Source organism: Gemmata palustris, assembly GCF_017939745.1.
GTDB classification, from domain to species: Bacteria; Planctomycetota; Planctomycetia; order Gemmatales; family Gemmataceae; genus Gemmata; species Gemmata palustris.
Genome location: NZ_JAGKQQ010000001.1, coordinates 2,522,650 through 2,544,779, shown reverse-complemented (window position 1 = coordinate 2,544,779; position 22,130 = coordinate 2,522,650). Strand labels below are relative to the sequence as shown.

Sequence of the window (22,130 nt, the reverse complement as noted above, 5' to 3'; positions counted from 1 at the left end):
TTGGTGCCCCTCGCTACGGTTCGCGCTGTGAAATTCGCCGCGAGAACCAACGTACCACTGCGCGCGGGGGCATGAAAGAGCGGTTGTGTCGCGGTCAGGGCGCGCGGCGCTTGTAGAAGGTAGCGGTTGGGGTGACTTTCACGACCTCCCACGCCGGTGATTTGGCGAACCACTCGTCGAACGGAGTGTCGGTCCGCGTGAGGGCGAAGTCGAAGCGCCCGTACTCTTCCTGCCAATCATCGATCGCGGTGCCCGGGGTTCTTGATTTCTCATCAAACTTCACGAGCCACGGGCCACCCATCAATTCACAGCGGTCGTCAACGAACACTTTGTAACCCGGCGCGTGATAAATTACGAAGCCGCCATCAATGTACCCGCCGTTGAATAAGTGGTTCGGTTCACCCGGCTTCGGCTCGTGTTCCTTGAGCACATCTAACACGTCCACCGGCCAAGCGGCCGGGTCGTGTGTGGCCCACCCGGAACCGATGAGCGGCAGTGGTGTGTGTGTGACTTGTAGGGCGAGGGCCGTGCCCACCACCGCTGCCGGTAGCCACATATGTGCCCACCACGGGCGCGATTCTGCGCTGCCGGGCTGGTACAGATCCGGGCGGTACGCCGCGAGCCACAGCGCCCAGCGCGTGTGCTTCCACATCGCAGTGATGGCGACGATCGTAACGACCGCAAAGAGCGATACGTGTCGGCACCGACTGAACGCGAGTGCCAGCCACACGAGCGGGAGCAACCACGTCACTCGAATCGCGATGCGCTTCACGCCGTACAGTACGAGCAGATACACCGCAGCGAGCGCGAGCACGGGCCACGCATAAGGGGCCTTCACATCGAGCGGCCGGTGCTCGGAGATGATGTCACGCAGTTCGGGCGCGTCCATGATGACGTGCCACGTCCTCACCATGTCCACCCCGTAAGGACTCGCGAGCACGCTGAGCCCGCACCCGCACGCGACGAGAGCGAGCAACCCGACGTCGCGCCAGGATCGTATCGGCGACGGGCGCTTCAGCTTCCAGAAGACCAACCAGCCCGCGAACGCGATGCAGAGTGTGCCGATGCCGCCTAGCACGCCGCCGTGGACGTTCGTCCAAACGACGCACACGGGAATGAGCCAGAAGAGGCGCTTGAGCCGCGGACGGGCGACGTCGGCGTCCGCGAGCGCGAGCGCGACCACCGTCATACACGCGAGCGTGAACAGGTGCGGGCGGACGTGGAAGTGCGAGCCGGCCGCGGCCAGAGCCAGTGCAATGGTGACGTACACGACGATCGGGTGTAACCCGGTGCGCAGCAGCCTTACGGTGAGCCACGCGAACACCGCGGCGATCAGCGTGACCGCGGCGAGTAACTGCGTATCGAAACCGCCCGCCCGGTGCGCCAGCGCCATGCCGACTTCGCCGAGCCACTGGTACGGCACCCACCACTGACCGCCGAACGTGAACGTGTACGGGTCCGCGCGAATGAAGCCCTCTTTGAGGACGAGTTCTCCGGTTGTGGTGTGCCAGAACGTGCCGGGGTCTCGGAAGAACGCCGAGCGCCCGGCCCCGAGCAGAATCAACCAGATGAGAAGGAACGCGACCGCACCCGGTCCGAGCCAGCGCGGGAACTTCATGCCGTCACCGCGGCGGTTCGGGGTGCGAGATTGGCTCGCGCTTCGTGGGGGCGCTGCGTGTGAACCACATACAGGAGAAGCACGGCGGGCGACACCCACAGGAACCAGAACGAGCCGAGTTGGAGCAGGTTTATCACGAGGCAACCCAAATTCACGGCGAGAAGACCAGCAAGGATTGGGGGAGAACCTACCCCCCCAGCCCCCCTCCCTGAAGTGAAGGGGGAGCCGGCGCGTGCACCTCTGTGGTTGGGGAGGTAACACTTGAGCGCGGAAGTTCGGTCCCCCTTCCCTTCAGGGAGGGGGGCTGGGGGTAGGTTCTCCCCAATCACCATCGCGAATACTGCCGGGAGCAACAATACCATGTCGAACGGCCACGCGCCATACGGCGCGGTGACGAACGACACGAGCAGCAGCAGCGGGAGCTGCTCCGTCCAGTCCCATGTGTTCCGTTTTGCCCACCGGTACCATACGAACCAAATCACTCCGATTCCGACGGAAACGAACTGAAGTCGGAAAAGCTGTTCTCCGAACGCCATTCGCAGCACCGAACCGAGCGTGGGCGAGATCCACTGAGCCGGCGGGCGGTTCCCCATCGCGTCCGCGTACTGGTGCCACACCTGCGGGTTAAATGCCAGCGGGAGCAGGGCACATGCCAGCCCCATCACCGCGCCGCCCGCGAGCACGCGCCACCGGCCGCGAACGACTGCGTCCACCACGATACCGGCCCACAACAGGTACGCGAGATGCGGTTTTATCGCCACGAGTACGGTCGCCGCGCCCGCGCAGTATTCCCACGAGCGGTTTTTGACGGCCCGGCGCTCGCATTCGAGGAACAGCACCGCACCGAGCACGAGGAACATGCTGATTTGCCCGATAGAAAGGGCGAACACGGTCGGCATGAACGTGAACGCGACCGCCCAGCCGATCCACCGCCGCTCGCGCGCCCCACCGAGCAGGAGCCACGCCCGGTCCGCACAGAAGCCGGTGACGATGAGGTGAACGAGGAGCCACAGCAGTTGAGCTTCGCGCGCGGGCAACAGACCGAGCGGCAGCACCGCGGGGAGCGACCACGGCGGGTTCCACATCATGATCGCTTCGGGCGTGTCGCGCCCGGCGGACTGTTGGAGCGGCAGCAACAGCGACTCATCGAACGGGTTCTGCCCGTTCAACGTCAGTTTCGCCGCGGCCCAGTATTCGACGAAATCGTCCGGGGGCCACACGGTCGGGTCGGCGAGTAATTGCCGTACCTGGCCGGCGAGCAAAACCCCAACGAGGGCCAGAACTGCGAGTGAGAAAACATTACGAGAAGTCATGCCACAGCTTAGAACGCATTTCGACAATCGGGTGTGCGCCCGGTACCGCACACGGCGCAGATTCACGACTGCAATCTGACTCATGTGTGAGCTGTGGAGTATGTTTTTAGTCCGTGCCCGAGCGCGATGTTAGAACGCACCCGGTCTCTCGTCTTCTCGGTACGACGATAAGGAAGTCGTCGCACGGCTCGTCACACCACAACCGCAAACACCCACGTAAGGTACGGGGCTTGCGGTACTACCCCGATCGAACCAACGACCAGGACCGAGCGCAGCGCGTTTCGGGTCATTTAAACTCGATTCGTCGCGCAAGACGGAGACGTGTCAATGTTCACTGCAAAACTCTCCCACGTTCATCCGGTTGTGCTGCTCGGTGCGGTCGTGCTCGCGTTCGTGGGGTGGGTCGCGCACGAAGCGATCAGTGGTCAGGGAGCAACGTCAGTGGCGGGATCGGAGCAGTCGGAACCGGCGGACGTGGCGCGCGCGCCTCACAACTTGCCCGTCGAAGTCGTGATTGGTGGCCTTCACGTCGGGCAGCCGCGCCTCTTCGTCGAACACCAACTCATGGCGATGTCGGTCGGCGACATCGAGCCGATCGATCTCTCGGCCGGGATGCCGGTGCTGCGCACGCGGTACCGCGTGTATATCAGCCGGCCGCTCCCGCACCTGAACCCGTCGATTCCGCCGCACATGTTTCGCCCCGGTTCTTACATGCTCACACTGCAATTCGACGGCCGGCACCCGGGCCACCCGTTGTTCCGCATTGATCTCACGCCCGACAGCCCGGGTTAAGCGAAGCGGCCGAGTTGTGTCGGAAATCGGTATCCGTCAATTGCGGCCTCCATTCATTTCGATGACTGGAGGCTTTTGTGTTTGTTGAGACAAGAGCGCACAGGGCTTCCGCCCTGTGCTACAAACGCCGGCCGCTCCGCAGCGGAAGAGGGGTTTGGTTTTCGCCCCGGAGGGGCCGTCTTTCGTAGCACAGGGCGGAAGCCCTGTGTGTTCTTTGGCTCGCTCAATACAGCACGGACGCCTGGATGAACAGCCCTTCGAGGGACAGGTTCGAGGGGCGGGTGATGACCTTGCCCTGCGACACGTCGTCCACGAACCGCGGGCGCTCGAAAATGCCCTGCCAGTGCGTCACTTCGTAACCGGCGCGGAGCGAGATGGTGCGGAACTGCCAGCCGGCACCGACCGCCAGGCTCCCGAACGGCACTTCCTTCCGCACGTCGTAGCGGCTGTTCACGTAGGTGGACGCGCCGCTGTCGTTGGTTTCAACCACCACGTTTGTGCTGCGCCCGCTCAGAAAGCCCCCGGTGGCGCGGGTGTAGAGATGGAACCCCATCGGCCCGGCCAGAGTCGCTTCCGCACCGATGAGCGGACCGAAGCCCTGGAACCGCGACCGCGTTCGCACCGCGGCCTGGTTCGCGTCGGCGCCGTCGTAGAACGCATTGAGTGTTTGCCGGATGTCAGCGAACCGGAACCCGGCGATCGCCCGCACCGCGAAGTTGTCTTGGATCACGAAGCGCCGGCCCGCGAGCAGGTCGAACAGTTGGTAGTCCAGGTCCGCGGTGCCCGACGCGGTGAGCGCGCGGTCGGTCAGACCGGGGCGCGTGAGGGTCGGGAGCAGCGACACGTTCGGCGTCGAGAAGATGGTGCTGTCGGCCCCGGCGGTGAGGTACGTGTACGCGAACGCCGTCTCCCACTTCCCGCCGTCGTACAGGTAGCCGACCTCGGCCCGCAACCCGGTGCCGAGTTGGTAGTTGAGCGAATCGATCGGGCCGACGGTGCCCAGCCCGCCGCTGCTGTTGCGGATCACGAAGTCCATGTCCGTGTTCCGCGGGCGCATCAGCAGGAACTCGGCCGACGTGTAGAACCCGCCGTGTTCCGGCACCATCGGCGTGAGGTGGCCCGGGATCTCGCCGTGCCCGCCGTGCTTGTCGGGCGGCGGAACGATGTCCCCGAAGCCGGCCGGGGTGAGGTCTTTCGGCGGGAGAATGTCGTCCGACAGTGCGGAGAGCGAGCGAACGGGTTGCCCGGTTGGTGGGGCCGTCTGAAGAGCGGGCGCCAGAGGCGCCCCTCCGCTCGGAACAATCGGCCCGGCCCCGGGAAACGCGGCCGGCTGAGCGGCGGCGCTACCGGCGAACACTAACAACGCGCCGATCCCCGCCCACGAACGAACGTATCGCATGGCCGAACTCCCCCCAGAAAACAGCCGCGCTGAACAATTTGCGCGGCCCATACCGGGGAGTCGGATCGGAATCAATAGGAAATCTTCGCAGGCCGGGCCGGGCCCCAGGGCCATTGAAAGTTTCACAGTGGTGAAGTGAGGAGGTTGATCGCTTCGTGGAATCGAGCGGCCAACCTCCGTATAGCGCGCGCATGGTTGTCGGCTTCGACGTGTGCGAGGAGATGAACGCTCACGTTGCGTAACGCGGCGAGCACCTGCGGCGCGGAACCGCGCGCACCGGGCACGCATCCTCGCCCAGCGTCACGTCCCGGACGTAGTGCAGACTGTTCTCGATCCGCCCGTGCTCGCGCACCAACTCCAGCAGCCGTTTCGCGTCGGCCTTCTCCGGGGCCGGCTGGTGATCCCGTGGACCACCTCCTCATACGCCTTGCCCTTGCGAATCCCCCAGCGGCGCACGCGGAACCCCTGCTTCAGCCCGGGCCACTTCGGATGCACCGTTAGGATCACCGTGCTCTCCAAACTCCGGTGCTCAACGCGCCCGTGCCCTTCTCGGTCGTTCGCGCGAACCGTGGACCGGGCGCCGGTTCCTTCGGCGGCACCCGCCCGTCGGGGAAAATGTCGCCGCTTGAGCGGCGAATGCGAGTCCCGCGTCGATATCCACGGCCAGGGCATGCTGGTTGTCCTGACCACCAGCACATAGTCATCGCCCCGATCGCGAACCGCTTGGCACACATCGGCTTGTGTGAACATCGCGTCGCCGGTGATGATGTACCCGCCCGGGCGGGGGGGCAGGATGTTGAGCAACTCCAGCGCGGCCTTGGGTGTCCCTGTAGATTTTGGCAACGCTCAAGCGGCGGTCCAGAAGTCGTGCCAGTCTGGGGTCTCGATGACGGCCGCCAGTTCCACCAGCGGCCCGACGTGTTCCACGCGCCACCGCGCGCCGGTTAGTTTCATCCGGCGATTCACCAACTGCTTCACCGAACCCTCGATTAACCCGCTGCCGATACTCCGACCATTTGCCAGCCGTTGCGCGTAGCCCAACCGCGTCGGGTGCGAGCCGAGGTAACGCGCCAACGCCCGCAACACGTCTCCGTTGGATTCCGACGGCAACGCGCCGAACGTATCGGCGATCCACCGCTCGATCCCGGCTTTCCCATCCGTCACCACGGCCAACAAGGCGCGCTCTGCCGACGAGCGGTCGCCTCCGCCGTCTCACCCCAGATCGCCTTCACCGCAGTCCCGATGTGCTCGATCGCGTGATACACGTCAATACACCGGCGGCCTGGGGCAACACATCGGCCGCCAGATTCCAGATCCACTCCGCGCCGTCACCCAATACCGTCACGTCGCTGGCGGTGGTCACCTTCAGGCGATCCGCCTCCGCTCGCACGCGCTCCGCGAAAATGCTCGCGCCCTCGACGTTGGCCACCACGGTCCGAATCGTTGGGGCGGCAACACGCGGTCGCTCCACTTTTCGGGCGTCGCGGACTTCCCCGCTCTCGCTTGCAAACCACGCCCAACTTGATGTCCCGCCATCCGGTCGTGGTGTTCACCTTCCGGCGTCGATTTGCACCTCGACGACTCCCCGGCCGTTGCGAATCGTTCGGCGTCGGCGCGATGCTCGCGGGGCCCCTCAGACTCTTCGCGGCGGCGTGTGTGAGTTGGCGAATCACCTCGTCGTCTAACTCCCAACCGGCCAACTCACGCAGCGTTACTTCCGCACGCGCAAAGGAATCCCTCGCACCGGCCAGAACCGCCATCCGCTGTGCGGCGGTCGTTACATACCCTCGGCTCCCAGAACGGCATCGGCCGGGAACGCTCCGCCATCGGCGCGGATGGCGTACTGACGGCGGAGGCGGATGCGCCCGAGTGCCGTCAAGAGCCAGCGGGGCGTCGTCCTTTGAGCCTGCTGCCCGACTTTTTGGAAGCATCGGTGGTGTCGGCGCGACTCTGGACGGCGGAAGCCAACGTGTCGCGGACGAGTTCGCGTCCGGAGTCGAGGGCGACTCGTTCACAAGCGGCCAGTACCGTACCATCGGGGCGGTGGCACCGACGTGTCGCATCTGAGCGAAAACGCCAGCGCCTGCTCCAAAATCAGTCGTTCCGCGTCGGTCTGGTACTCGATGGTTAGCGTCGGCATCCGTGCCTCCCAGAGTCAAAAAGTGCAAGGACCAACAGCCTAACCACTACCGCCTGCCAAAATCTACAGGGACACCCGCGGCCTTGTGCTCGTTGGTCTTGGTATCGACACGCAGTTGAGCCAGAACGGCTTGGAAGCGTGGCGCGAATGCCGCCAGGAGGTGAACGCCGGGTAGTTGCGCGGCTCGGTCGGCGCTGCCGCGAGCGAACTTGCCGTCCATGTTGACGACGAGCACGTCGTCGGGCGGCAGACGGGCCGCGATCCACTTACGCAGAACCGCCTCCAGCGCCCCCGAACGTCGACCCGCGGGAGCAGTTTGGAGAGCGTGGAAGCGGTGGGCAATCGTCGTCGTGGGAACCCTAGGAAGGGCGAAGTCGCCACCATAATCGTCGGCGAGTTGGATGATCGCACCGGGCGAACGTCGGCCCAAGAGGATGCCGACGACCAGCAGAGCGAGGATGGGAGCGAAAGGAAGGACCGTCCTTGTCATCTCGTGGATCGGGAACGGCGGCCAACGCATCCAACAGGCAAGTGGGAGGCATCGAAGCAACTCCAAGTGCCCGCCGCTCCAATTGCGACGGCGGGGCACCGGAATAGCACATCCCCATTTCACCAAGATGAAACTTTCAATAGCCCTGCAGGCGAGGGCGTGAAGGGCGGCTCCGCCATTCGTATCTTGAATGACCGTCAGCCGATTACGAAATGGAAGCGCGCAAATGCAGCTGTACTGGAAGACCGCCGCGTCGGTCTCGCGCCGAACCCGAGGATTACGTGCGCTCGCTCCGCGTGGACGTGCGGTGCTTCGACGAGAGCATCGAGCGCGAGTACCTGGTGGCCCGGGTCGCGGTGGACCACATCCTCTGGGGCGACGCCATCGCGGACGGGGAGTCACTGTTCCGCATCTGCGACAACGACTCGCAGGGGCTCCACGAGTTGCACGTCATTCTCACCGACGGCACGAACAACATCCGCGACGACTTTGGAGGTCCCGGCCCCGATTTCGTCCTTCATCTTCGTTCACAACGCGGTGTTTCACCCGGACGTTCAACGGTATCGCATCCCGGTACTCGACGCGGTCTTCAACTTGTTGGGCGAGTCCAGTTTGGCGGTGATGTGGCGTGAGGTCGGCGACCTGGCCGAGCATGAGCAGGTCGAGTTGGGATTGGCCCGGGTCGCGGGCACCAATCTCGTGTTCCGGCACAACGCCCTCACGACCCCGTACCTGGAACAACACCCGCGGGGCATGGACATCGACTTCTATGGCACGAGAGAGACCCACCAGTGGGTCGTTCGGGAGTGGAAGGAGCTGATGGGCATCGAACCCGATGACACGGTGTGAAGCGGGTCCGAGAGCCACTCCGTCGAACCGACTCATACCGTGGTGCCACGTACTTGAGCGATGAGGTTGAGGTGCAACAGGAACGCCTCAACACTTCCGCACGCCCGAACCGCTTCGGCCACTCGTCGGGCCGGTTCGGCTCCCCGCATTCCCCAACGACCGTGTTCACCAGTGCGATGTTCGCCAGCACCGAGGCCAAATCGGGGCTCGCTGACGACGAGATTGGGGCCAGAACAGGAGTGACCACCTCGGAACAACCACAGCGACCGCGGCCGGCACGGGGCTCGGTCCGGGGTCTTGGTCGTGCGGGCCGCAGCCGGGATCGGCTTGGGCGCGGAAGCCTTCGCGGCCCGCCTCTTGAGCTCGCTCTTGATGTTGTGGGCCGTGGTCCGGATGACCCGTTCTGGGGACGTGACCCCGCGCACCTTGGCCTTGCGAATCACATCGTCGGCCGACAGGTCGAGGTTCTCCGACAGAATCGCGCGAACGACGGAACTCATGACCGGTACTGGCATCGGAACGCCCTCGAACGAACAGTTGGGGGTAAATCTGCCGTCCGTAGCAACTGGGCGGTCCTAGTTGATATTCAAGGTTGGGCAACCGCTGGAAGCAAACCCAATCCGAAACAGCAGTTAGGATTAGTGTCGCGGTTGCTCAGGTTGTGCGGGCCAGGCAAGCTAAGAGGACTGAACCGTTTCGTCCTCCACGTCCTCTAACTCGCATACGGTCGTCCAGCGTTGCTCGTAAGGAGCCCCGGAACATGGAGAACCCGCTCAGTGTGCTCGTCGCCGACGACACCCCGGGTGCGGCCGATGAGATTGTGGAGCTACTCGAATCAGCTGGCTTTGCGGCTCGCGCCGTGGGTTCCTCGGGAGCGGCCCTAGACGCGGCCCACGCTCTCGAACCCGATGTGGTGGTACTCGAGCCGCTCATGGAGGGCGGGTGGGAGGTTGCCGCTTGGCTGCGGCGGCGGAACGGGCGCGGTCCTGCCTTGGTGGCACTGACGCGCGGGCCGTGGTCCGTGGCCGAGAGCCGGGCCACGGGGTTCGACTACCTCGTGATGAAGGCGGACGAGCCATACACACTGCTCGTTGCCGTTATGCTTTACGCATTCAGGAGTGACACATTGCCCCAGGTCTGGAAGTTGTGCGTCAACAGAGTGGCCAGCTTCTGGCGGTGTTTGGTCGTCAGATCAGCCAGGCACCCGTCGATGGCGTCCTGAAACTTTTGAAATCCTGATGGTGGCGGCTGTTCAGAACTTCCATCTTGACGAACTTCCACAGTCGCTCGATCAGGTTCAGGTTGGGCGAGTAACTCGGCAGGAACAGCAACTCGATACCCAACTCCTTGGCCGCGCCCTGCACCAACGCGCACCGCTGGTACCGGGCGTTGTCCATCACCAACGTGACCGGTATCGGCATCCCTCGGTTCGCGATCGTGCGGAGCAACGCACACACCGAGGTCGCCGTGATGTAGGTCGTGTTGATCTCCGTCACCAGTTCGTGCGTGACCGCGTTGAGCGCCCCAGCACGTTGTACCGCTGCCGGCCACTCGCCGCCCGCACATACAGCCGCACGAAGCACCACACCCACCCCAGGAACGACGCCAACACGAAGTGCGACGCGTCTACGAAATACACGGTCCGGTTACCGCCCCGAGCCTGCGCCAGCTTCGGTTCCAGTTCCGCCTTTTAAAAAGTCCGCCTGCGTTCGGGCGTGTTCCACGACGGTCTTCTTCGGTGGGACCGGGATTGGGGCCACCTTCAGGCACTTCATCCCCAGGTCGTCCTTCAGGAACTTACGGACCCGTGATGGCTTCCGTCGGACGCCGGTCCGCTCCTCGATCCGCCGCGCGCGCGTCGTGAGCCGTGTGCGGCGGACGCGCGCGGAACTCCTCTTCGATCGTGGCCCGGTGCGGCGTCAGGGCGCTGGGCTGGCCTTTCCAACCGAACGACCGGACGCCGTCCAGACCTTTGACCGCGAAGATCCGCAGCACCCGCTGGACCGTGGACCGCGACACATTGGCCAGCTCGGCGATGCACCCGTGGGTCTGGTTCTTGCTCTTGAGCCAAAGGATCTCCATGCGCCCTGAACGCGCGGGTCCGGGTGCCCATACCGATCACGCGCGATCGCTTCGACCACGGCCTCGGGAAACGAATATGTGGGGCGCATCATCGGCCTCCCGAATACGGATTACGGCGACAGGCCTATCCTCTGCTGACGAGCGCTGACCCGCAAGGACGACTTGTGTCACTTCAGGGGACGCCGAGAATAACCTGTGTTCGCGCCCTTTCGATTCCGGGAGTGGGGGCATCATCCCCTGTTGAAGACGGTCACGTGAGGCCACGAAAACGATGAGCAGGAAAGGCCTGATTCTCCTGCTCAAACGATTGTCTTGCCGCTGCTTCCTTTCGGCACTTCCCGCCCGCAAACTGCGAAACTCTGGTGGCGCTTCTCACCCGTCGGTCTCGGTGCCACTTGGCCGGATTGCAGGGCGCCACGGTCACGTTCCGCCATCGGCAGTTGGGGCATTCGGCCGCTTCGACTTACAAGGCGGCGAGTCCGTGTTTGTACCGAGGGGGCCATGAACAGCTGCGGTTCAGGCTCATAAAACACTCAGGCCGAGCCCCATTTTAAGGGTGGGTCGCTGGTGCAGTATAACCCAAGCAGGCAGTCCCGCCTTCCTGCTCATGGGGCGACCCAGGCAAACCTCTCCGGTTAGACACAAATGAATGAGCTACCCCGCGCCCCGCTGTCCGTTTTGGTCGTCGAGGATTTGCAGGACGTGGCCGAATCCGTTGCTGATTTACTGACCATGAGTGGGCACACGGTTCGAGTCGCATCTTGCGGTGCCGATGCGCTCCACGTGGCTCTGGCGGAACCGCCGGACGTGGTGCTGCTCGACATCGGTCTGCCGGGAATGAGCGGCTGGGAGGTGGCCCGCCGACTACGCACGCAATCAAACGGTAAGCAGCCGGTGGTCGTTGCGGTCACCGGGCACGGGACCGATGACGACCGGCTGCGCTCGGCTGATGCAGGCATCGACCTGCACTTAGTCAAGCCCGCGGACCCGGCGACCCTGACCGCGCTTTTGTCGCGAGTTCATCGCCTTATGGCTTCGAGAGACGAGACCGGCCCATCTGAGGCCGCTTGACCGCCGACCAACCGACGGGACTGAAATGCTCATCCAACCGGTAGTTGGCGAGTTTCGTGCATTAAACTATAAGCTGAAGAACGGTCGAGTAAGCAAGAGAAATCGCAACAGGGCCATTGCGGCCCTGTACGGTCCTTGTCTCATGGCACGCCCCGGTCGGCCCCTTGGGCTCGACTCGTTCACCGACAGGACAGTTCGTGGATTCGGCGCGTTTAGGGACGCCTCTCCGGGCCGGACATGTCGAGCGCCATTGAACGATAAATGCGTGGTCGGAGATAGCCAATCGCTGGTCCTTCACCCCGCCCCGCTCTAGTTCGTCAAGCAACCCCTCGGCCGCGCTCAAGTCTGTGAGGGTTACTTGTTTCCAAACCGTTTTTCGGCGCGGTGACTGGCTAACGGGCCGCAGGTACGCGTTGAGGAAAGAGCGCATCGTGTTGTAAGACATGGTCCTCTCCGTGGGCGAGGTGAGACCCCTCACTGCAAACCTCGGGCCGCGCACGCCAGCGGTTCTCCCGGTCCGGATATGGTGGGCCGCTGTGTCGACCGGGCTTAAGCTCGTGCCGCGGCGACCACTGCCTTAACGTCGTCCGGGTTCGTCACCGCCCCCTTCGCCTTAAGCACCTTCATGGCTACCCCCATTGCCTGACCATCATTTTTGGCGGCTCGGAGTTCGTCCCGGTGCGGGCAAGCGCCGCGGCAACGGCCTCCTGGTCCCACGCCTTGGGTAAGAGTGATTCCAACAGGGCCAATTCCGCTTCCTGCGGAGTCGTGTCCCGACCCGCCTGCTTGGCCAGCGGAATCGTCTCCTTCAACCCGGCGACCGTCTTCTTCACGACGGCCAGAACCACCTCGTCGGTGGCCTCGCTCTTGCGCCGAACGGCTTCGGCCTGCGCCTCCCCGAGCACGGTCCTGAGCGCGTCACGGGTTAACGTGTCCCCGCCCCGAACCGCGGCGGTCACGCGGGCTTTGAGGTCGTCGTGCAGGCTCATGACTTCTTCCGTTCGTAAGATTAAAACGCCGACTAGCGGTATGAAGCGTCCGCGGTTAGAGAGACCAAACCAACGATTTCGGTTCGGGCCTCGTTCGGGGGCTTAACGGAACTCCTGCGCGCATCTGTGACGGTAGAACTAACGTAGCGCGACCGGCAGTGTCTCGTCAATCTTCCTGAAGACCTCGTTCGTCTGCGTACTTGCCTTGGCCGCGGGTTCCGCGCGCATGTTCGGCTCGTGCGGCGCGACGCGAGTCGCTCGGGTACGTGGGCGCGGCTCCGGCTGGGACCGTCCCTTGGGCACCGGCGAGGCGGGTCACAGGCGTGGTCTCTTCGCCCGTAACAAAAACGGCTTCGACGGCAGCTGGTGACAGAATCATGTAGACACTCGACGGAATGCAGAGTAGGTGCAACGTGGGGCGGCGTTGCAGGAGTATGGGCGGCAAAGTTGCAAGTCTTGGACCGCATACAGGGCGTCACCAGAAAGCCGGTCGCCTTGGCGCCGGTTATCGAGTGATTCGCACCTGACACGGAGTTATTCGTCGCCGTCTTCCGGGTCGTCGAACACATCGTCGGGTTCAAGGTCCTCGAACGTCATGCTCGGCCTCTGGCTCTCGTATTGGCGCGGGTCCTCAAGAATCTCGCGGGCCGCTTGCAGTACCCTCTCCCGACGCACCTTCGGCACCTTCTCCCCGCCGCGCATACGCAGGAATTCGGCCCGAAGGTCCAACGGGATGACCGGTCGAACAAATCTACCAACTGAACAATCGCGTACCGGGAGGGCAATCGACCACATCTCCTGGCTCAGTTAAGATTGGGGACGTTCCAATCTTGTTGGAGTCCCCCGATGACTCGCCTGTTCATCACGCTCTTCGTGTTCGTAACGCTCGTCGCCTTGGCCCCGGCGGCTCCTGTTCCACCGGCCCAAAAGCCAGCGCTCTACTACCCCACGAGCGTCGGCGCGAAGTGGGTTTATGAGTGGGGAGGGAGCGACCGAACTGAACAGGTTACCGCCGTCGATGAAAAAGACGGAAAGACCGTCGTCACCATCGGCGTACTGGTCGGTGAGAAGACGAGGCCGTACCGCAAGATTCTTGTGTCCGAAAAGGGTGTGTTCTTTGGGACCATCGGGTTGGAAGAGACCAAGTTCCCGTACCCGATGCTGAAGCTCCCGGCCAAAGCCGGCGACCGATGGGATTGGGAAGTAACCGAGGGCGGACGGAAAGTGGTTTGTATCGTTGGGGCTGTCGAGGAGGTCGAGGTTCCGACCGGGAAGTTTCACACCGTCCGCTTCGAGTCCGAGACTCCCGTGGGGGGGCCGGGACCCAGAAAACGACACGGTGGTTCGCCCCCAACGTGGGCTGGGTGAAGATGGTCACGCGGATTGGGAATGCCGAGGAAACCAAGGTGCTCAAGTCGTTCACGCCGGGCAAGTGAGCTCCGGTGGCGCCGCGAAGTGAGCAGGAAGAGTTGGGTGCGCCCACCGTCATCTTGTTCGCTTAGGCGCGGCTACTCCGTGAACGCTTACTTCTCCGATACCGCCAAGCGGGATCACATCACCTCGACCTCGACCGTGAAGGCAAAGTTGATCATGTAGGTCCGCCGGTCCGAATCGTGTTTCTCTGGCTGCGTGTGACCTTTCGTGTCGGTCGCCCGTGCCATCACTTTGTACCGCCCGGTGGTTTTGGGCACGTCCCACGGGAACTCCCACAGCCGCCACGCAAACGGCACCGAGTCACCCAAAAGCGGGGCCTCCGACCACGTCTTCCCAGCGTCGGTGCTGACCTCCACCCCGGCCACGTCCGACTCACCGCTCCACGCTGCTCCGAACACCCGGTACGACTTTCCGGCTTGCACAGCTTCGGCCAGAGCCGGGCGGGCGATCTGAGCTTTGACCTGCACCTCGGTGACGGCGGTCAGCGTGGGCCGTTCCCGGTCCCGCTTCCAGTAGGCGTACTCCAGCGACTGCCAGAACCCCTCGAACGGTGTCGCTGTTACAGTTACGTGCGTCAGCCACTTCACCGAGGCCATCCCGTACCACCCGCCGACGATGGCCCGCACCGGGAACCCGTGGTCCGGCGTGAGGTCTTTGCCGTTCATCCTGTACGCCAGGAGCACCTCGGGCCGCATCGCCTTGGCCAGCGGCAGGCTCCGCTCGAAGTGAACCACTCCGGGAGACTTCGGGTCGTCCACCTCACCTTTGTCCGCGCCCTGGAAGATGACATCCACGGCGCCCTTCTTCACACCGGCCTTTTCCAGCACGACGGAGAGGGGCACTCCGGTCCATTCAGCGGTACCGACGGCCCCGGTGTCCCACAGCAGCCCTTTGGCCTTCGGGACGAGCTGCGCGCGACCGTTACCCGCACACTCCAGCAGAACGGGAGCCGTCGTCGCGGGCATCCGGAGCAGGTCGTCATACGTCAGGACCAACCCCCGCTCGACCTCCCCATCGACGGTGAGCGTCCAGTCCCTCGCGCGGATCGCCGGGACGGGGAAATGGGTACGGACGAAGAACTCGTTGGTCGGGGTGACCGGGCCGAGGGACGCGAACGGGAACTCCAGATTGGCCGGCTGCTTTTCGCGGATGATCAGCCCGGCCCGCGAGGCATTGAACATTGAGGCAGCTTCGCTCATGATGGGCACGCCGTTGAAACAATGAGGTTTTGCATCCCGCGTTTACAACGACAATGTACTTCCTGCCTGCCGACGGGAACAAATTGCACCCCGCCCAACCTCACGGAACGCCCCGGCCTGCCGCCGGGGTGTCCGCATTTAGGAGTAACGCGAAATAAACCGCCGATTGCGCGCCGAAACGGCCTCAAGAAATGTCGCCAAAGATCCGCACGCCCCGGTGGCACACCCGCTGCTTAGACACTCCCATCGCCTCCCCGCCAACGCCAAGAGGGCCGAAGCATGCAAGCCATCATCGCATTGGACCGCGACGAGTTAATCCGCCTGGCCGATGACGGCTGCCCTCATGGGGACGCCTGGCTCGACGAGAGCGATTCCGACTGAAAGCCTCCTGCTGCCTCCCCCAAGCCCTGCGTGATGCGGGGCTTTTTTCGTTTATGGTTTCGAGTCCGCCCCCTCCCGAAAGGCACAGGAGAGCGTAGACATTGCGCCGCTGGATACGATCACTTGACGGGCGGTGACCTGGTGAAGAATTCAACCAAGCGGTGCGGCGCGCCCTGGCCGAAGAGATCCTCGAGCCCACCTGCCGCAGCTACGGCCGTGCTTCTGGGGAAGAGTTCCTGTTCATACCCGACGAGCGCGGCATTGATGTCACCGGGGTTAGCAGCAATCACCTTCCCGAGTTCGGCCCCGTCGAACATCGCGAGGTTGGCCCCTTCGCCGTTCGGGGGCATCAGGTGCGCCGCGTCGCCGACCAGCGTCACCCCGGGTACACGATCCCACCTGTGATCGTCCGGCAGTGCATAAATGGCGCGAGGCACGGGGTGGGTATCGCTCCCGGTGATGAGCGCCATCAGTTCGGGACCCCACCCTTCGAATTCTCTGGCGACGCAGGCCAAGGCCGACGCCCTGTCTGAAAAGTCGATGCCGTCGACCCACTCCCTCGGCTTGCACAAGATCACATACGCGTGCAGCACGCCATTGGGCTCGCGGTGCGCGAAGATGCCTTTACCCTCCACCGGTGCCATCATCGAGCCACCGCCGACCGCTACCGCGCTCGCTCTGTGTCGGGCGTCGCTGTCGAGCAGGTACGTCTCGACGAACGTGGTGCCGGTGTAGGTCGGCTTCGCCTCGGAGAGGAGCGGGCGGACCTTCGACCACGCGCCGTCGGCCCCCACGAGGAGATCGGTCGTCGTCGCTGAGCCGTCAGTAAAGGTCACCGTGTGCCGCCCGGCGCCAAGTGGGGACACCGACGCGACCTTGTGCCCCCAGCGAACTGTGCCGGGAGGAAGGGATTCGAGCAGGATCCGGCGCAGCTCTCCTCGGGGAACCTCGGGCCGACCGCCGGTGCCGTCATCGGGCTGATCGAACAGGACTGTGCCGTCCTTGTCGAGAACCCGTGTCGCCTGCCCGCCGGGGTGGATGATCGCAAGGAACTCTTCAAACAGCCCTGCCGCCTTGAGCGCCTCCTGCCCATCGTTTTCGTGGATGTCGAGCATACCACCTTGCGACCTGGCGTTTGCTGTTGGCTCCGCTTCGTAGACCGTCGCGGGGATGCCGTGAACATGCAGCACGCGCGCAAGTACCAGGCCACCGAGGCCCCCGCCAATGATCGTGACGTTCATCCTGATTCCTTTCCGGTTGGCAGGTTGCAGGATACGATGTCCCCCCTGTGGCCACATCGGGACAGTCTGCCAAATTGTGTCGAAAATCGGACATCCAGTGGTGACGTCGACGATGAAGATGATGCATAAGGCCGACGAGGGCCTGATCGAGCCCGACCTGGTGCCTCGTCCGGCAATGGCGTTCGGGGTGACGACCGGCTCTCTCGGTATGGAGGTGGAGGTTCACCAGCACAAGAAGGGGCAACTGATCTACATGATGCGGGGCGTGGTGACGTGCGAGGTGGCCCGGGGCTTGTGGATCGTGCCGCCGCAATGCGCCGTCTGGGTGCCCGGGGGCACGCCGCACAGTGCCAAAAGCGCCGGCGAGGTCGAGTGCTACAGCCTGTTCGTGGACGCGCCATCCGCCCGGATGATGCCCAAAACGTGCTGCACAGTTTCCGTTTCTCCTCTTCTCCGCGAACTCCTGCTTCGTTGCGCCCGGTTCCCCACCCTGTACCCGATCAAGGGGCCGGAATCGCGTCTGGTGGCGGTGCTCCTTGAGGAACTCGCGGCCGCGCCCGTGGAGAAGCTGCACCTGCCGATGCCTTCGGACGGCGAGTTGCGGAAGATCGCCGACGGGTTAACGGCCAACCCGTCCGACCGGGCAACGGTGCAGGAGTGGGCGGATCGCATCGGGGTCAGCGAGCGGACCCTGCGCCGCCAAGTGCTTCAGGAGACGGGCGTGAGCTTCGGCCGGTGGCGGCACCAGTTCCACATCACCCTGGCGCTGCAGTGGCTGTCGCAGGGGGCGACCGTTCAGTCGGTGGCCACTGATCTGGGTTACGAGAGCGCGAGCGGCTTCGTCTTCATGTTCCGCAAGGCCCTCGGCGCATCTCCCGCCCGGTACATGGCACAGAGACTCGCGGGCCTAAAATGACAACCGGAGGGCACCCGATGACCGAAGCGGAATGGCTGGCGTGTGAAGAACTTGGACGGTTTGCTTTTAGTGGCATCAAGGCTAGCGATCGGAAATGGCGGCTGGTCGTATGTGCCTGTAGCCGCCGGATCTGGAAATGGATGGTCGACGACCGCAGCCGTCGCGCGATTGACTTGTCGGAACGCTTCGCCGACGGGCTGATTTCCGAAGTGCCCCTAGCCGAGGCGCAAACCGGCGCGCAGGCGGCGTGGACAGCGGTCAGCAACAAATACGGAGAGAGTCCCCAGCGTGCCGCCGCCGCCACATCGGCTTATTCATCACAACGACATCTTAATGACAACGATCGAAGTAATGCGATGGGTTCGGTCATTGAAGCGTTTTCGGGGACTGCGAGGCGCATTGCCGAGCGAGATGCCCTTGTTCAGATCATCCGTGACGTCTTTGGAAATCCCTTCCGGCCCATCACCTTCCTCCCCGAGTGGCGCACATCCACTCTTCTCGCCCTGGCTCAGCAAATGTACGACTCCCGCGACTTCTCCACGATGCCGATCCTGGCGGATGCCCTCGGTGACACCGGGTGTGAAGACGAAGAGATTCTGGCTCATTGCCGGGGGCCGGGGCCGCACGTGAGAGGGTGTTGGGTGGTGGACGCGATTTCTGGGAAGGCGTAAGCCTCTCCTGGCCCCTCGTGTTTTCGTCGCCGCACCATCATGATGCAATACCTGCGAACTCAGGAGGTTGCCGTGTCGAATGACCTCGCGTTCTGGCGGCCGGAGGGGCCAATCACCGGTCGCCCCGTCGACACGTACCGCCGCCTCGCGCAGATGGAACCCGTGGATGGCGTTGCCGAGCTATCCGCGGAAGCGGTTAAGGCCGCGTTCCTGGCCGAGTTCTCGGATCTGAAAGAGGAAGGTCCAGCGTTACTCGGCCCCGGCTTTTCGGTGATCATGGAGCCGCCGCTGCGCGCCGTCATCGTGACCTGCTCGTGGAAGCTCGCGGCGCGGCCGGACGTGCTCGGGAAGATCCTCCGTGCGGGTCGCGAGGGGCTCGGGTGCTGCTCGTTCGACCCACAGTCGGGGGCGTACCGAGATCCCGTCACGAGCGGGTGATCGGGTTCCCGGAGCCGAGCGCACGGACGGCAACACCCACCAAGGTGGCGGGTCCGATCTCGGCGCTGTGCCACTCGGTAACCCACTCACTCAGTCGTGTTTAGCAGTGCGACGCGCCGGCCTCTCGAAGTCGTGAAGCACGTTGGCGCGGTGCGTTTCCGCGGGTAGGTTTGGTGTGAAGGGCTGTAGACAAAACACTAGTTCGGCCACAAAGAGTGTGCCAAATGGGTATCGTCGGGGTGCTACCAGATGTGGAAGACTGGCTTGACACGGAAGCGAATTCTTGGTCGCCGATCTCTGACCGAGAATACATTGCACTGGTTCGGCGTTGGCGCACCAGTTTCTTGCCTCTCATCGCAGCAGGCGCTCCTTCGTTTCAGGGCAACCGGGCGATACAGGCCCTCGCCGAGAAGCTGCCTGTGGATGCTTGGCTGTTCAGTGGTGTGGAGATCCCGGAGCAGGCGAACACCGGCGGTCAGGGGGCCGCAGGGTATCGAGCGAACGGACTGCGGAGTCTGCGGCGCGAGTCGGCAAACCAGCTCGAGTTAGTTGTCGCGGCATGCGACTTATCGTGGTCCTGCGTCTTCTCACATGAGGCGGGCGCATTCGTTTGGGAGTGCTTCTATAAACAGTCGGAAGACGAACCGGGCACTCTGCCGACCCCCACATAACGCCACACCCTGTAACTGCTCTCGAGATTCTCGGGGAGCAACCGTGGATGTGCCCGATGCTCACCCGCAAACGTCTCCGGAATTGGCTGTCCGTGCTCAGCTTCATCGCCTTTTTCCTCGCCGTTCAGCCGTTCGCCCGCGCCTTCGCGGGCATCACCCCGACTCCCGCCCAGGCGGCTCATCTGAAGGAGCACCCGGAGGATCTGCCGCGGACCGGGGACTACGTTTTCGGCTGGTCGCACTCGCCGCTCGTGAGTTACCACGACGAGTACACCCTGAGGGATGAGGGCGGTCGCATCACGGCGGGCCACGTGACCCGCATGCACATCGGGTGGCTATCGTGGTCATCCCTGACGCTGGCGGTCGCGATCGTGTTGTTCGGTATCGCGACCTGGCTCGACAAACGGTTGCTTCCAGTACCCGAGGTCACGACGTCGTCAGCGCGAGCCGGCACAGGTCCTCGAACTCTGGGGTCAACACCGTGACTTCGTTTCGCAACTCGACCAGGAACCGTCGCTCCGTGTCATCGACTCCGCCACCACCGTAGAGCATCCGCAGCAATAAGAACTGCTCGTGGTGCGAAATCGTCCCGTCAGCGAGCAAGTACGCTTTGAACGCGGGGAAGAACAGCTCGTCGAACGCGGCGCACGAGGAGTAGGCCTCGCTTCGGATCTCGGTGAGAACCATCAGATCGTCCTGATCGATGGTACCGTTGGCGGGCAGGTGCTCGCGGATCAGGGCCACGTCGGCATCGCAAATGTGCAGGTCGTGACCTTCGGACAGGATCTGGGGTTTCAGCTCTCGCAGCGCACTCACGGTGGACTCCAAAGGGTGAACCTCGGGCAACAAAATCATATCGCGTGCGCGTGACACGTTTGTTTCTTCCAAAGAAAATGTGCTGCCGGGCGCTCCTAGTGGAGAGTCATTCGGTTTGTTGTGAGGGGTCAGTTGGTTGCGAATAATGGTTCATGAAAGCACTGTTTCTTCGTGAGTTGACGGAATCCGAGCGCGGGGCGCTCCGACAGGGCCTCCGCAGCCGGGAAGTTCTTACCCTCCGGCGCGCCCAGATCCTGCTGGCCAGCGCCGACCAACAAACCCCGTCCCAGATCTCGCGCCGGGTCGGCTGCGCCTCGCAAACCGTTCGCAACACGATCCATGCCTTCGAGAAGGAGGGGGCCGGCTGCTTGGCCGAGAAGAAGCGCGGACCCAAGGATGCCCAGCCGATCCTCGACGAGGCGAAGGCCGATCCGCTCAAGGGCATCCTCCACCAGTCCCCGCGCCGCTTCGGCAAGGCCCGGAGCACCTGGACCCTGGATCTGTTGGCCGAAGTCGCCTTCGAGCAGGAGTTGCCCCCGCGCCGGCTCTCCCACGAGGCCGTCCGGCAGGCGGTCAAGCGCCTGGGGCACGGGTGGAAGCGGGCCAAGCAGTGGATCACAAGTCCCGACCCCGCCTACGCGCGAAAAAAAAAAGCGCGCGACCGGCTGATCCGATTGGCGGCGTCGCACCCGGAGTGGGTGCTGGGGTACCAAGACGAGTGCTGGTGGAGCCGGTTGGCCCTCCCCGCGATGCACGCCTGGTCCGACGACCCGTTGCGGCTGGTCGAGCGCGAGGTGCCGAAGGGCGATACCGACCCGAAGGCGCTGTCGTGCTACGGGCTGTTGCGCGGGGACACGGGCCGGATGATGTTGCGGTTCGTGTCGGGCCGCCCGGTCTCGCAAGTGACGGAGGACTACTTGGGTTGGGTGTGCGAGCGGCTGAAGGCGGAGGGGAAGAAGGCGCTACTGTTGGTGTGGGACAACGCGGCGTGGCACGTCAGTAAGCGCGTGCGGGTGTGGATCAAGGGCCACAACCGGAAGGCTCGTGCGGAGGGCGGGGTTCGGATCGTGGCGTGCTTCCTGCCGGTGAAGAGCCCGTGGCTCAACCCCATCGAGCCCAAGTGGGCGCACGGCAAGAGGGCCATCGTCGAACCCGACCGCCTGCTGGCAGCAGTCGAGGTCCGAACCCGCGTGTGCGACTACTACGGATGCGAGCACCTGGAGCCGCTCGCACAACTATCCGCCTGAAGCTGCACTAGTTTCGTTTCCCGTGGTCAGAGGGGCTGCGCTTGCACCAGCGCGGCGTGACGGTGAACAGCTGAATCGTCATGCGTAGCTCTCCTCGCCGGTTGCACCGGACTTGGCGGTCAGGTAGAGTGCGCACGTCTCCAGCAGGGTCTTCGGTAGCGGCTCGTTCTGAGTACGATAGGATGCCCAACCACCAGAGGGCGCCATGATGAATCGCCCGCGGACCGCCGCATTCTTCGCACCGCTGATTCAGCGCCCGGCACACCTGCTCCGCCGTTACCGCCGGGTTCCACCCCCCCCCCGGAGCCGCCCCGCGTGGGTGGTAACGAACCCCGCACCAGCAGCGCTAGGATCAGGTGCCGGATCAGCCCGA

General features: G+C 63.9%; 26 protein-coding genes. 11 read left to right on the top strand and 15 right to left on the bottom strand.

Annotation, left to right across the window (positions count from 1 at the left end; genetic code table 11):
- Positions 1-94 precede the first annotated feature (94 nt).
- A complete protein-coding gene (locus J8F10_RS10415) occupies positions 95-1,618 on the bottom strand; it encodes a hypothetical protein (protein WP_210653759.1) in 1,524 nt (507 codons plus the stop codon).
- Complete coding sequence (locus J8F10_RS10410) at positions 1,615-2,931, bottom strand: glycosyltransferase family 87 protein (protein ID WP_210653758.1); 1,317 nt, start codon at positions 2,929-2,931, stop codon at positions 1,615-1,617. The genes J8F10_RS10415 and J8F10_RS10410 overlap by 4 nt, the downstream gene beginning before the upstream one ends.
- Positions 2,932-3,258: 327 nt before the next feature.
- Here J8F10_RS10410 and J8F10_RS10405 point away from each other — a divergent pair, with 327 nt between their 5' ends.
- Positions 3,259-3,723, top strand: a complete 465-nt coding sequence (locus J8F10_RS10405) for a hypothetical protein (protein WP_210653757.1) — start codon at positions 3,259-3,261, stop codon at positions 3,721-3,723.
- A gap of 223 nt (positions 3,724-3,946) precedes the next feature.
- Here the strand turns inward: J8F10_RS10405 and J8F10_RS10400 are convergent, their stop codons facing one another.
- The 5 genes from J8F10_RS10400 to J8F10_RS40755 all read right to left on the bottom strand — a co-directional run bounded on the left by J8F10_RS10400 (position 3,947) and on the right by J8F10_RS40755 (position 7,752).
- Positions 3,947-5,122, bottom strand: coding sequence for an Lpg1974 family pore-forming outer membrane protein (locus J8F10_RS10400; protein WP_210653756.1), 1,176 nt, complete (start codon positions 5,120-5,122; stop codon positions 3,947-3,949).
- Positions 5,123-5,968: 846 nt separating this feature from the next.
- A complete protein-coding gene (locus tag J8F10_RS10395) occupies positions 5,969-6,295 on the bottom strand; it encodes a hypothetical protein (protein WP_210653755.1) in 327 nt (108 codons plus the stop codon).
- Between the two features lie 55 nt (positions 6,296-6,350).
- Positions 6,351-6,593, bottom strand: coding sequence for a hypothetical protein (locus tag J8F10_RS10390; RefSeq protein WP_210653754.1), 243 nt, complete (start codon positions 6,591-6,593; stop codon positions 6,351-6,353).
- A 540-nt stretch (positions 6,594-7,133) separates the two neighbouring features.
- Complete coding sequence (locus J8F10_RS39810) at positions 7,134-7,262, bottom strand: hypothetical protein (protein WP_261363054.1); 129 nt, start codon at positions 7,260-7,262, stop codon at positions 7,134-7,136.
- A gap of 46 nt (positions 7,263-7,308) precedes the next feature.
- Entirely contained in the window at positions 7,309-7,752 is a 444-nt protein-coding gene (locus J8F10_RS40755; RefSeq protein WP_210653753.1) for a hypothetical protein, read from the bottom strand.
- Between the two features lie 281 nt (positions 7,753-8,033).
- On the opposite strand from J8F10_RS40755, the gene J8F10_RS10380 reads away from it, so the two are divergent.
- Entirely contained in the window at positions 8,034-8,384 is a 351-nt protein-coding gene (locus J8F10_RS10380) for a hypothetical protein (protein WP_210653752.1), read from the top strand.
- A complete protein-coding gene (locus J8F10_RS10375; protein WP_210653751.1) occupies positions 8,365-8,601 on the top strand; it encodes a hypothetical protein in 237 nt (78 codons plus the stop codon). Before J8F10_RS10380 ends, J8F10_RS10375 begins: the two co-directional genes overlap by 20 nt.
- A gap of 32 nt (positions 8,602-8,633) precedes the next feature.
- On the opposite strand, the gene J8F10_RS10370 is transcribed toward J8F10_RS10375, so the two are convergent.
- Positions 8,634-9,116 carry a hypothetical protein gene (locus J8F10_RS10370; RefSeq protein ID WP_210653750.1) on the bottom strand — a complete coding sequence of 161 codons (483 nt, stop codon included), beginning with the start codon at positions 9,114-9,116 and terminating at the stop codon, positions 8,634-8,636.
- A 245-nt stretch (positions 9,117-9,361) separates the two neighbouring features.
- On the opposite strand from J8F10_RS10370, the gene J8F10_RS10365 reads away from it, so the two are divergent.
- On the top strand, positions 9,362-9,823 hold the full coding sequence (locus J8F10_RS10365; RefSeq protein WP_210653749.1) for a hypothetical protein: 462 nt from the start codon (positions 9,362-9,364) through the stop codon (positions 9,821-9,823).
- On the opposite strand, the gene J8F10_RS40750 is transcribed toward J8F10_RS10365, so the two are convergent.
- Entirely contained in the window at positions 9,789-10,184 is a 396-nt protein-coding gene (locus tag J8F10_RS40750) for a transposase (RefSeq protein WP_210653748.1), read from the bottom strand. The two genes, J8F10_RS10365 and J8F10_RS40750, sit on opposite strands and share 35 nt — an antisense overlap.
- A 214-nt stretch (positions 10,185-10,398) precedes the next feature.
- A complete protein-coding gene (locus tag J8F10_RS10355) occupies positions 10,399-10,683 on the bottom strand; it encodes a helix-turn-helix domain-containing protein (RefSeq protein ID WP_210653747.1) in 285 nt (94 codons plus the stop codon).
- A 645-nt stretch (positions 10,684-11,328) separates the two neighbouring features.
- On the opposite strand from J8F10_RS10355, the gene J8F10_RS10350 reads away from it, so the two are divergent.
- Positions 11,329-11,754 carry a response regulator gene (locus tag J8F10_RS10350; protein WP_210653746.1) on the top strand — a complete coding sequence of 142 codons (426 nt, stop codon included), beginning with the start codon at positions 11,329-11,331 and terminating at the stop codon, positions 11,752-11,754.
- Between the two features lie 629 nt (positions 11,755-12,383).
- Here J8F10_RS10350 and J8F10_RS10345 read toward each other — a convergent pair.
- Both J8F10_RS10345 and J8F10_RS10340 read right to left on the bottom strand, forming a co-directional pair.
- Positions 12,384-12,743, bottom strand: a complete 360-nt coding sequence (locus J8F10_RS10345) for a GatB/YqeY domain-containing protein (RefSeq protein WP_210653745.1) — start codon at positions 12,741-12,743, stop codon at positions 12,384-12,386.
- Positions 12,744-13,277: 534 nt separating this feature from the next.
- A complete protein-coding gene (locus tag J8F10_RS10340; RefSeq protein ID WP_210653744.1) occupies positions 13,278-13,445 on the bottom strand; it encodes a hypothetical protein in 168 nt (55 codons plus the stop codon).
- A gap of 144 nt (positions 13,446-13,589) precedes the next feature.
- Between J8F10_RS10340 and J8F10_RS10335 the strand changes: the two genes are divergently transcribed.
- Positions 13,590-14,111, top strand: a complete 522-nt coding sequence (locus J8F10_RS10335) for a hypothetical protein (protein ID WP_210653743.1) — start codon at positions 13,590-13,592, stop codon at positions 14,109-14,111.
- A gap of 182 nt (positions 14,112-14,293) precedes the next feature.
- Here J8F10_RS10335 and J8F10_RS10330 read toward each other — a convergent pair whose 3' ends face one another.
- Both J8F10_RS10330 and J8F10_RS10325 read right to left on the bottom strand, forming a co-directional pair.
- Entirely contained in the window at positions 14,294-15,376 is a 1,083-nt protein-coding gene (locus J8F10_RS10330; protein WP_210653742.1) for a sulfite oxidase, read from the bottom strand.
- Positions 15,377-15,876: 500 nt separating this feature from the next.
- Positions 15,877-16,998 carry an FAD-dependent oxidoreductase gene (locus J8F10_RS10325; protein ID WP_210653741.1) on the bottom strand — a complete coding sequence of 374 codons (1,122 nt, stop codon included), beginning with the start codon at positions 16,996-16,998 and terminating at the stop codon, positions 15,877-15,879.
- Positions 16,999-17,110: 112 nt separating this feature from the next.
- Between J8F10_RS10325 and J8F10_RS10320 the strand changes: the two genes are divergently transcribed.
- The 4 genes from J8F10_RS10320 (at position 17,111) to J8F10_RS10305 (ending at position 20,179) form a co-directional block, all read left to right on the top strand.
- On the top strand, positions 17,111-17,914 hold the full coding sequence (locus J8F10_RS10320) for an AraC family transcriptional regulator (protein ID WP_210653740.1): 804 nt from the start codon (positions 17,111-17,113) through the stop codon (positions 17,912-17,914).
- 17 nt (positions 17,915-17,931) lie between these two features.
- Positions 17,932-18,585 (top strand): hypothetical protein, encoded by a 654-nt coding sequence (locus J8F10_RS38655; RefSeq protein WP_246523156.1) that lies wholly within the window; start codon positions 17,932-17,934, stop codon positions 18,583-18,585.
- A gap of 72 nt (positions 18,586-18,657) precedes the next feature.
- Positions 18,658-19,023 (top strand): hypothetical protein, encoded by a 366-nt coding sequence (locus J8F10_RS10310; protein WP_210653739.1) that lies wholly within the window; start codon positions 18,658-18,660, stop codon positions 19,021-19,023.
- A 727-nt stretch (positions 19,024-19,750) separates the two neighbouring features.
- A complete protein-coding gene (locus J8F10_RS10305) occupies positions 19,751-20,179 on the top strand; it encodes a hypothetical protein (protein ID WP_210653738.1) in 429 nt (142 codons plus the stop codon).
- On the opposite strand, the gene J8F10_RS10300 is transcribed toward J8F10_RS10305, so the two are convergent.
- Entirely contained in the window at positions 20,121-20,510 is a 390-nt protein-coding gene (locus tag J8F10_RS10300; RefSeq protein WP_210653737.1) for a hypothetical protein, read from the bottom strand. The two genes, J8F10_RS10305 and J8F10_RS10300, sit on opposite strands and share 59 nt — an antisense overlap.
- A gap of 152 nt (positions 20,511-20,662) precedes the next feature.
- Here J8F10_RS10300 and J8F10_RS10295 point away from each other — a divergent pair, with 152 nt between their 5' ends.
- Positions 20,663-21,757, top strand: a complete 1,095-nt coding sequence (locus J8F10_RS10295) for an IS630 family transposase (RefSeq protein ID WP_210653416.1) — start codon at positions 20,663-20,665, stop codon at positions 21,755-21,757.
- Positions 21,758-22,130 lie beyond the last annotated feature (373 nt).

Coding starts and splice junctions, on each gene's coding strand:
- J8F10_RS10410 (WP_210653758.1), bottom strand. CDS start 2,931: ATGACTTCTCGTAATGTTTTCTCACTCGCAGTTCTGGCCCTCGTTGGG.
- J8F10_RS10305 (WP_210653738.1), top strand. CDS start 19,751: ATGCTCACCCGCAAACGTCTCCGGAATTGGCTGTCCGTGCTCAGCTTC.
- J8F10_RS10415 (WP_210653759.1), bottom strand. CDS start 1,618: ATGAAGTTCCCGCGCTGGCTCGGACCGGGTGCGGTCGCGTTCCTTCTC.
- J8F10_RS10325 (WP_210653741.1), bottom strand. CDS start 16,998: ATGAACGTCACGATCATTGGCGGGGGCCTCGGTGGCCTGGTACTTGCG.
- J8F10_RS10320 (WP_210653740.1), top strand. CDS start 17,111: ATGAAGATGATGCATAAGGCCGACGAGGGCCTGATCGAGCCCGACCTG.
- J8F10_RS10405 (WP_210653757.1), top strand. CDS start 3,259: ATGTTCACTGCAAAACTCTCCCACGTTCATCCGGTTGTGCTGCTCGGT.
- J8F10_RS10345 (WP_210653745.1), bottom strand. CDS start 12,743: ATGAGCCTGCACGACGACCTCAAAGCCCGCGTGACCGCCGCGGTTCGG.
- J8F10_RS10365 (WP_210653749.1), top strand. CDS start 9,362: ATGGAGAACCCGCTCAGTGTGCTCGTCGCCGACGACACCCCGGGTGCG.
- J8F10_RS10295 (WP_210653416.1), top strand. CDS start 20,663: ATGAAAGCACTGTTTCTTCGTGAGTTGACGGAATCCGAGCGCGGGGCG.
- J8F10_RS10400 (WP_210653756.1), bottom strand. CDS start 5,122: ATGCGATACGTTCGTTCGTGGGCGGGGATCGGCGCGTTGTTAGTGTTC.
- J8F10_RS40755 (WP_210653753.1), bottom strand. CDS start 7,752: ATGACAAGGACGGTCCTTCCTTTCGCTCCCATCCTCGCTCTGCTGGTC.
- J8F10_RS38655 (WP_246523156.1), top strand. CDS start 17,932: ATGACCGAAGCGGAATGGCTGGCGTGTGAAGAACTTGGACGGTTTGCT.
- J8F10_RS10350 (WP_210653746.1), top strand. CDS start 11,329: ATGAATGAGCTACCCCGCGCCCCGCTGTCCGTTTTGGTCGTCGAGGAT.
- J8F10_RS39810 (WP_261363054.1), bottom strand. CDS start 7,262: ATGCCGACGCTAACCATCGAGTACCAGACCGACGCGGAACGACTGATT.
- J8F10_RS10370 (WP_210653750.1), bottom strand. CDS start 9,116: ATGCCAGTACCGGTCATGAGTTCCGTCGTTCGCGCGATTCTGTCGGAG.
- J8F10_RS10340 (WP_210653744.1), bottom strand. CDS start 13,445: ATGCGCGGCGGGGAGAAGGTGCCGAAGGTGCGTCGGGAGAGGGTACTG.
- J8F10_RS10330 (WP_210653742.1), bottom strand. CDS start 15,376: ATGAGCGAAGCTGCCTCAATGTTCAATGCCTCGCGGGCCGGGCTGATC.
- J8F10_RS10355 (WP_210653747.1), bottom strand. CDS start 10,683: ATGGAGATCCTTTGGCTCAAGAGCAAGAACCAGACCCACGGGTGCATC.
- J8F10_RS10335 (WP_210653743.1), top strand. CDS start 13,590: ATGACTCGCCTGTTCATCACGCTCTTCGTGTTCGTAACGCTCGTCGCC.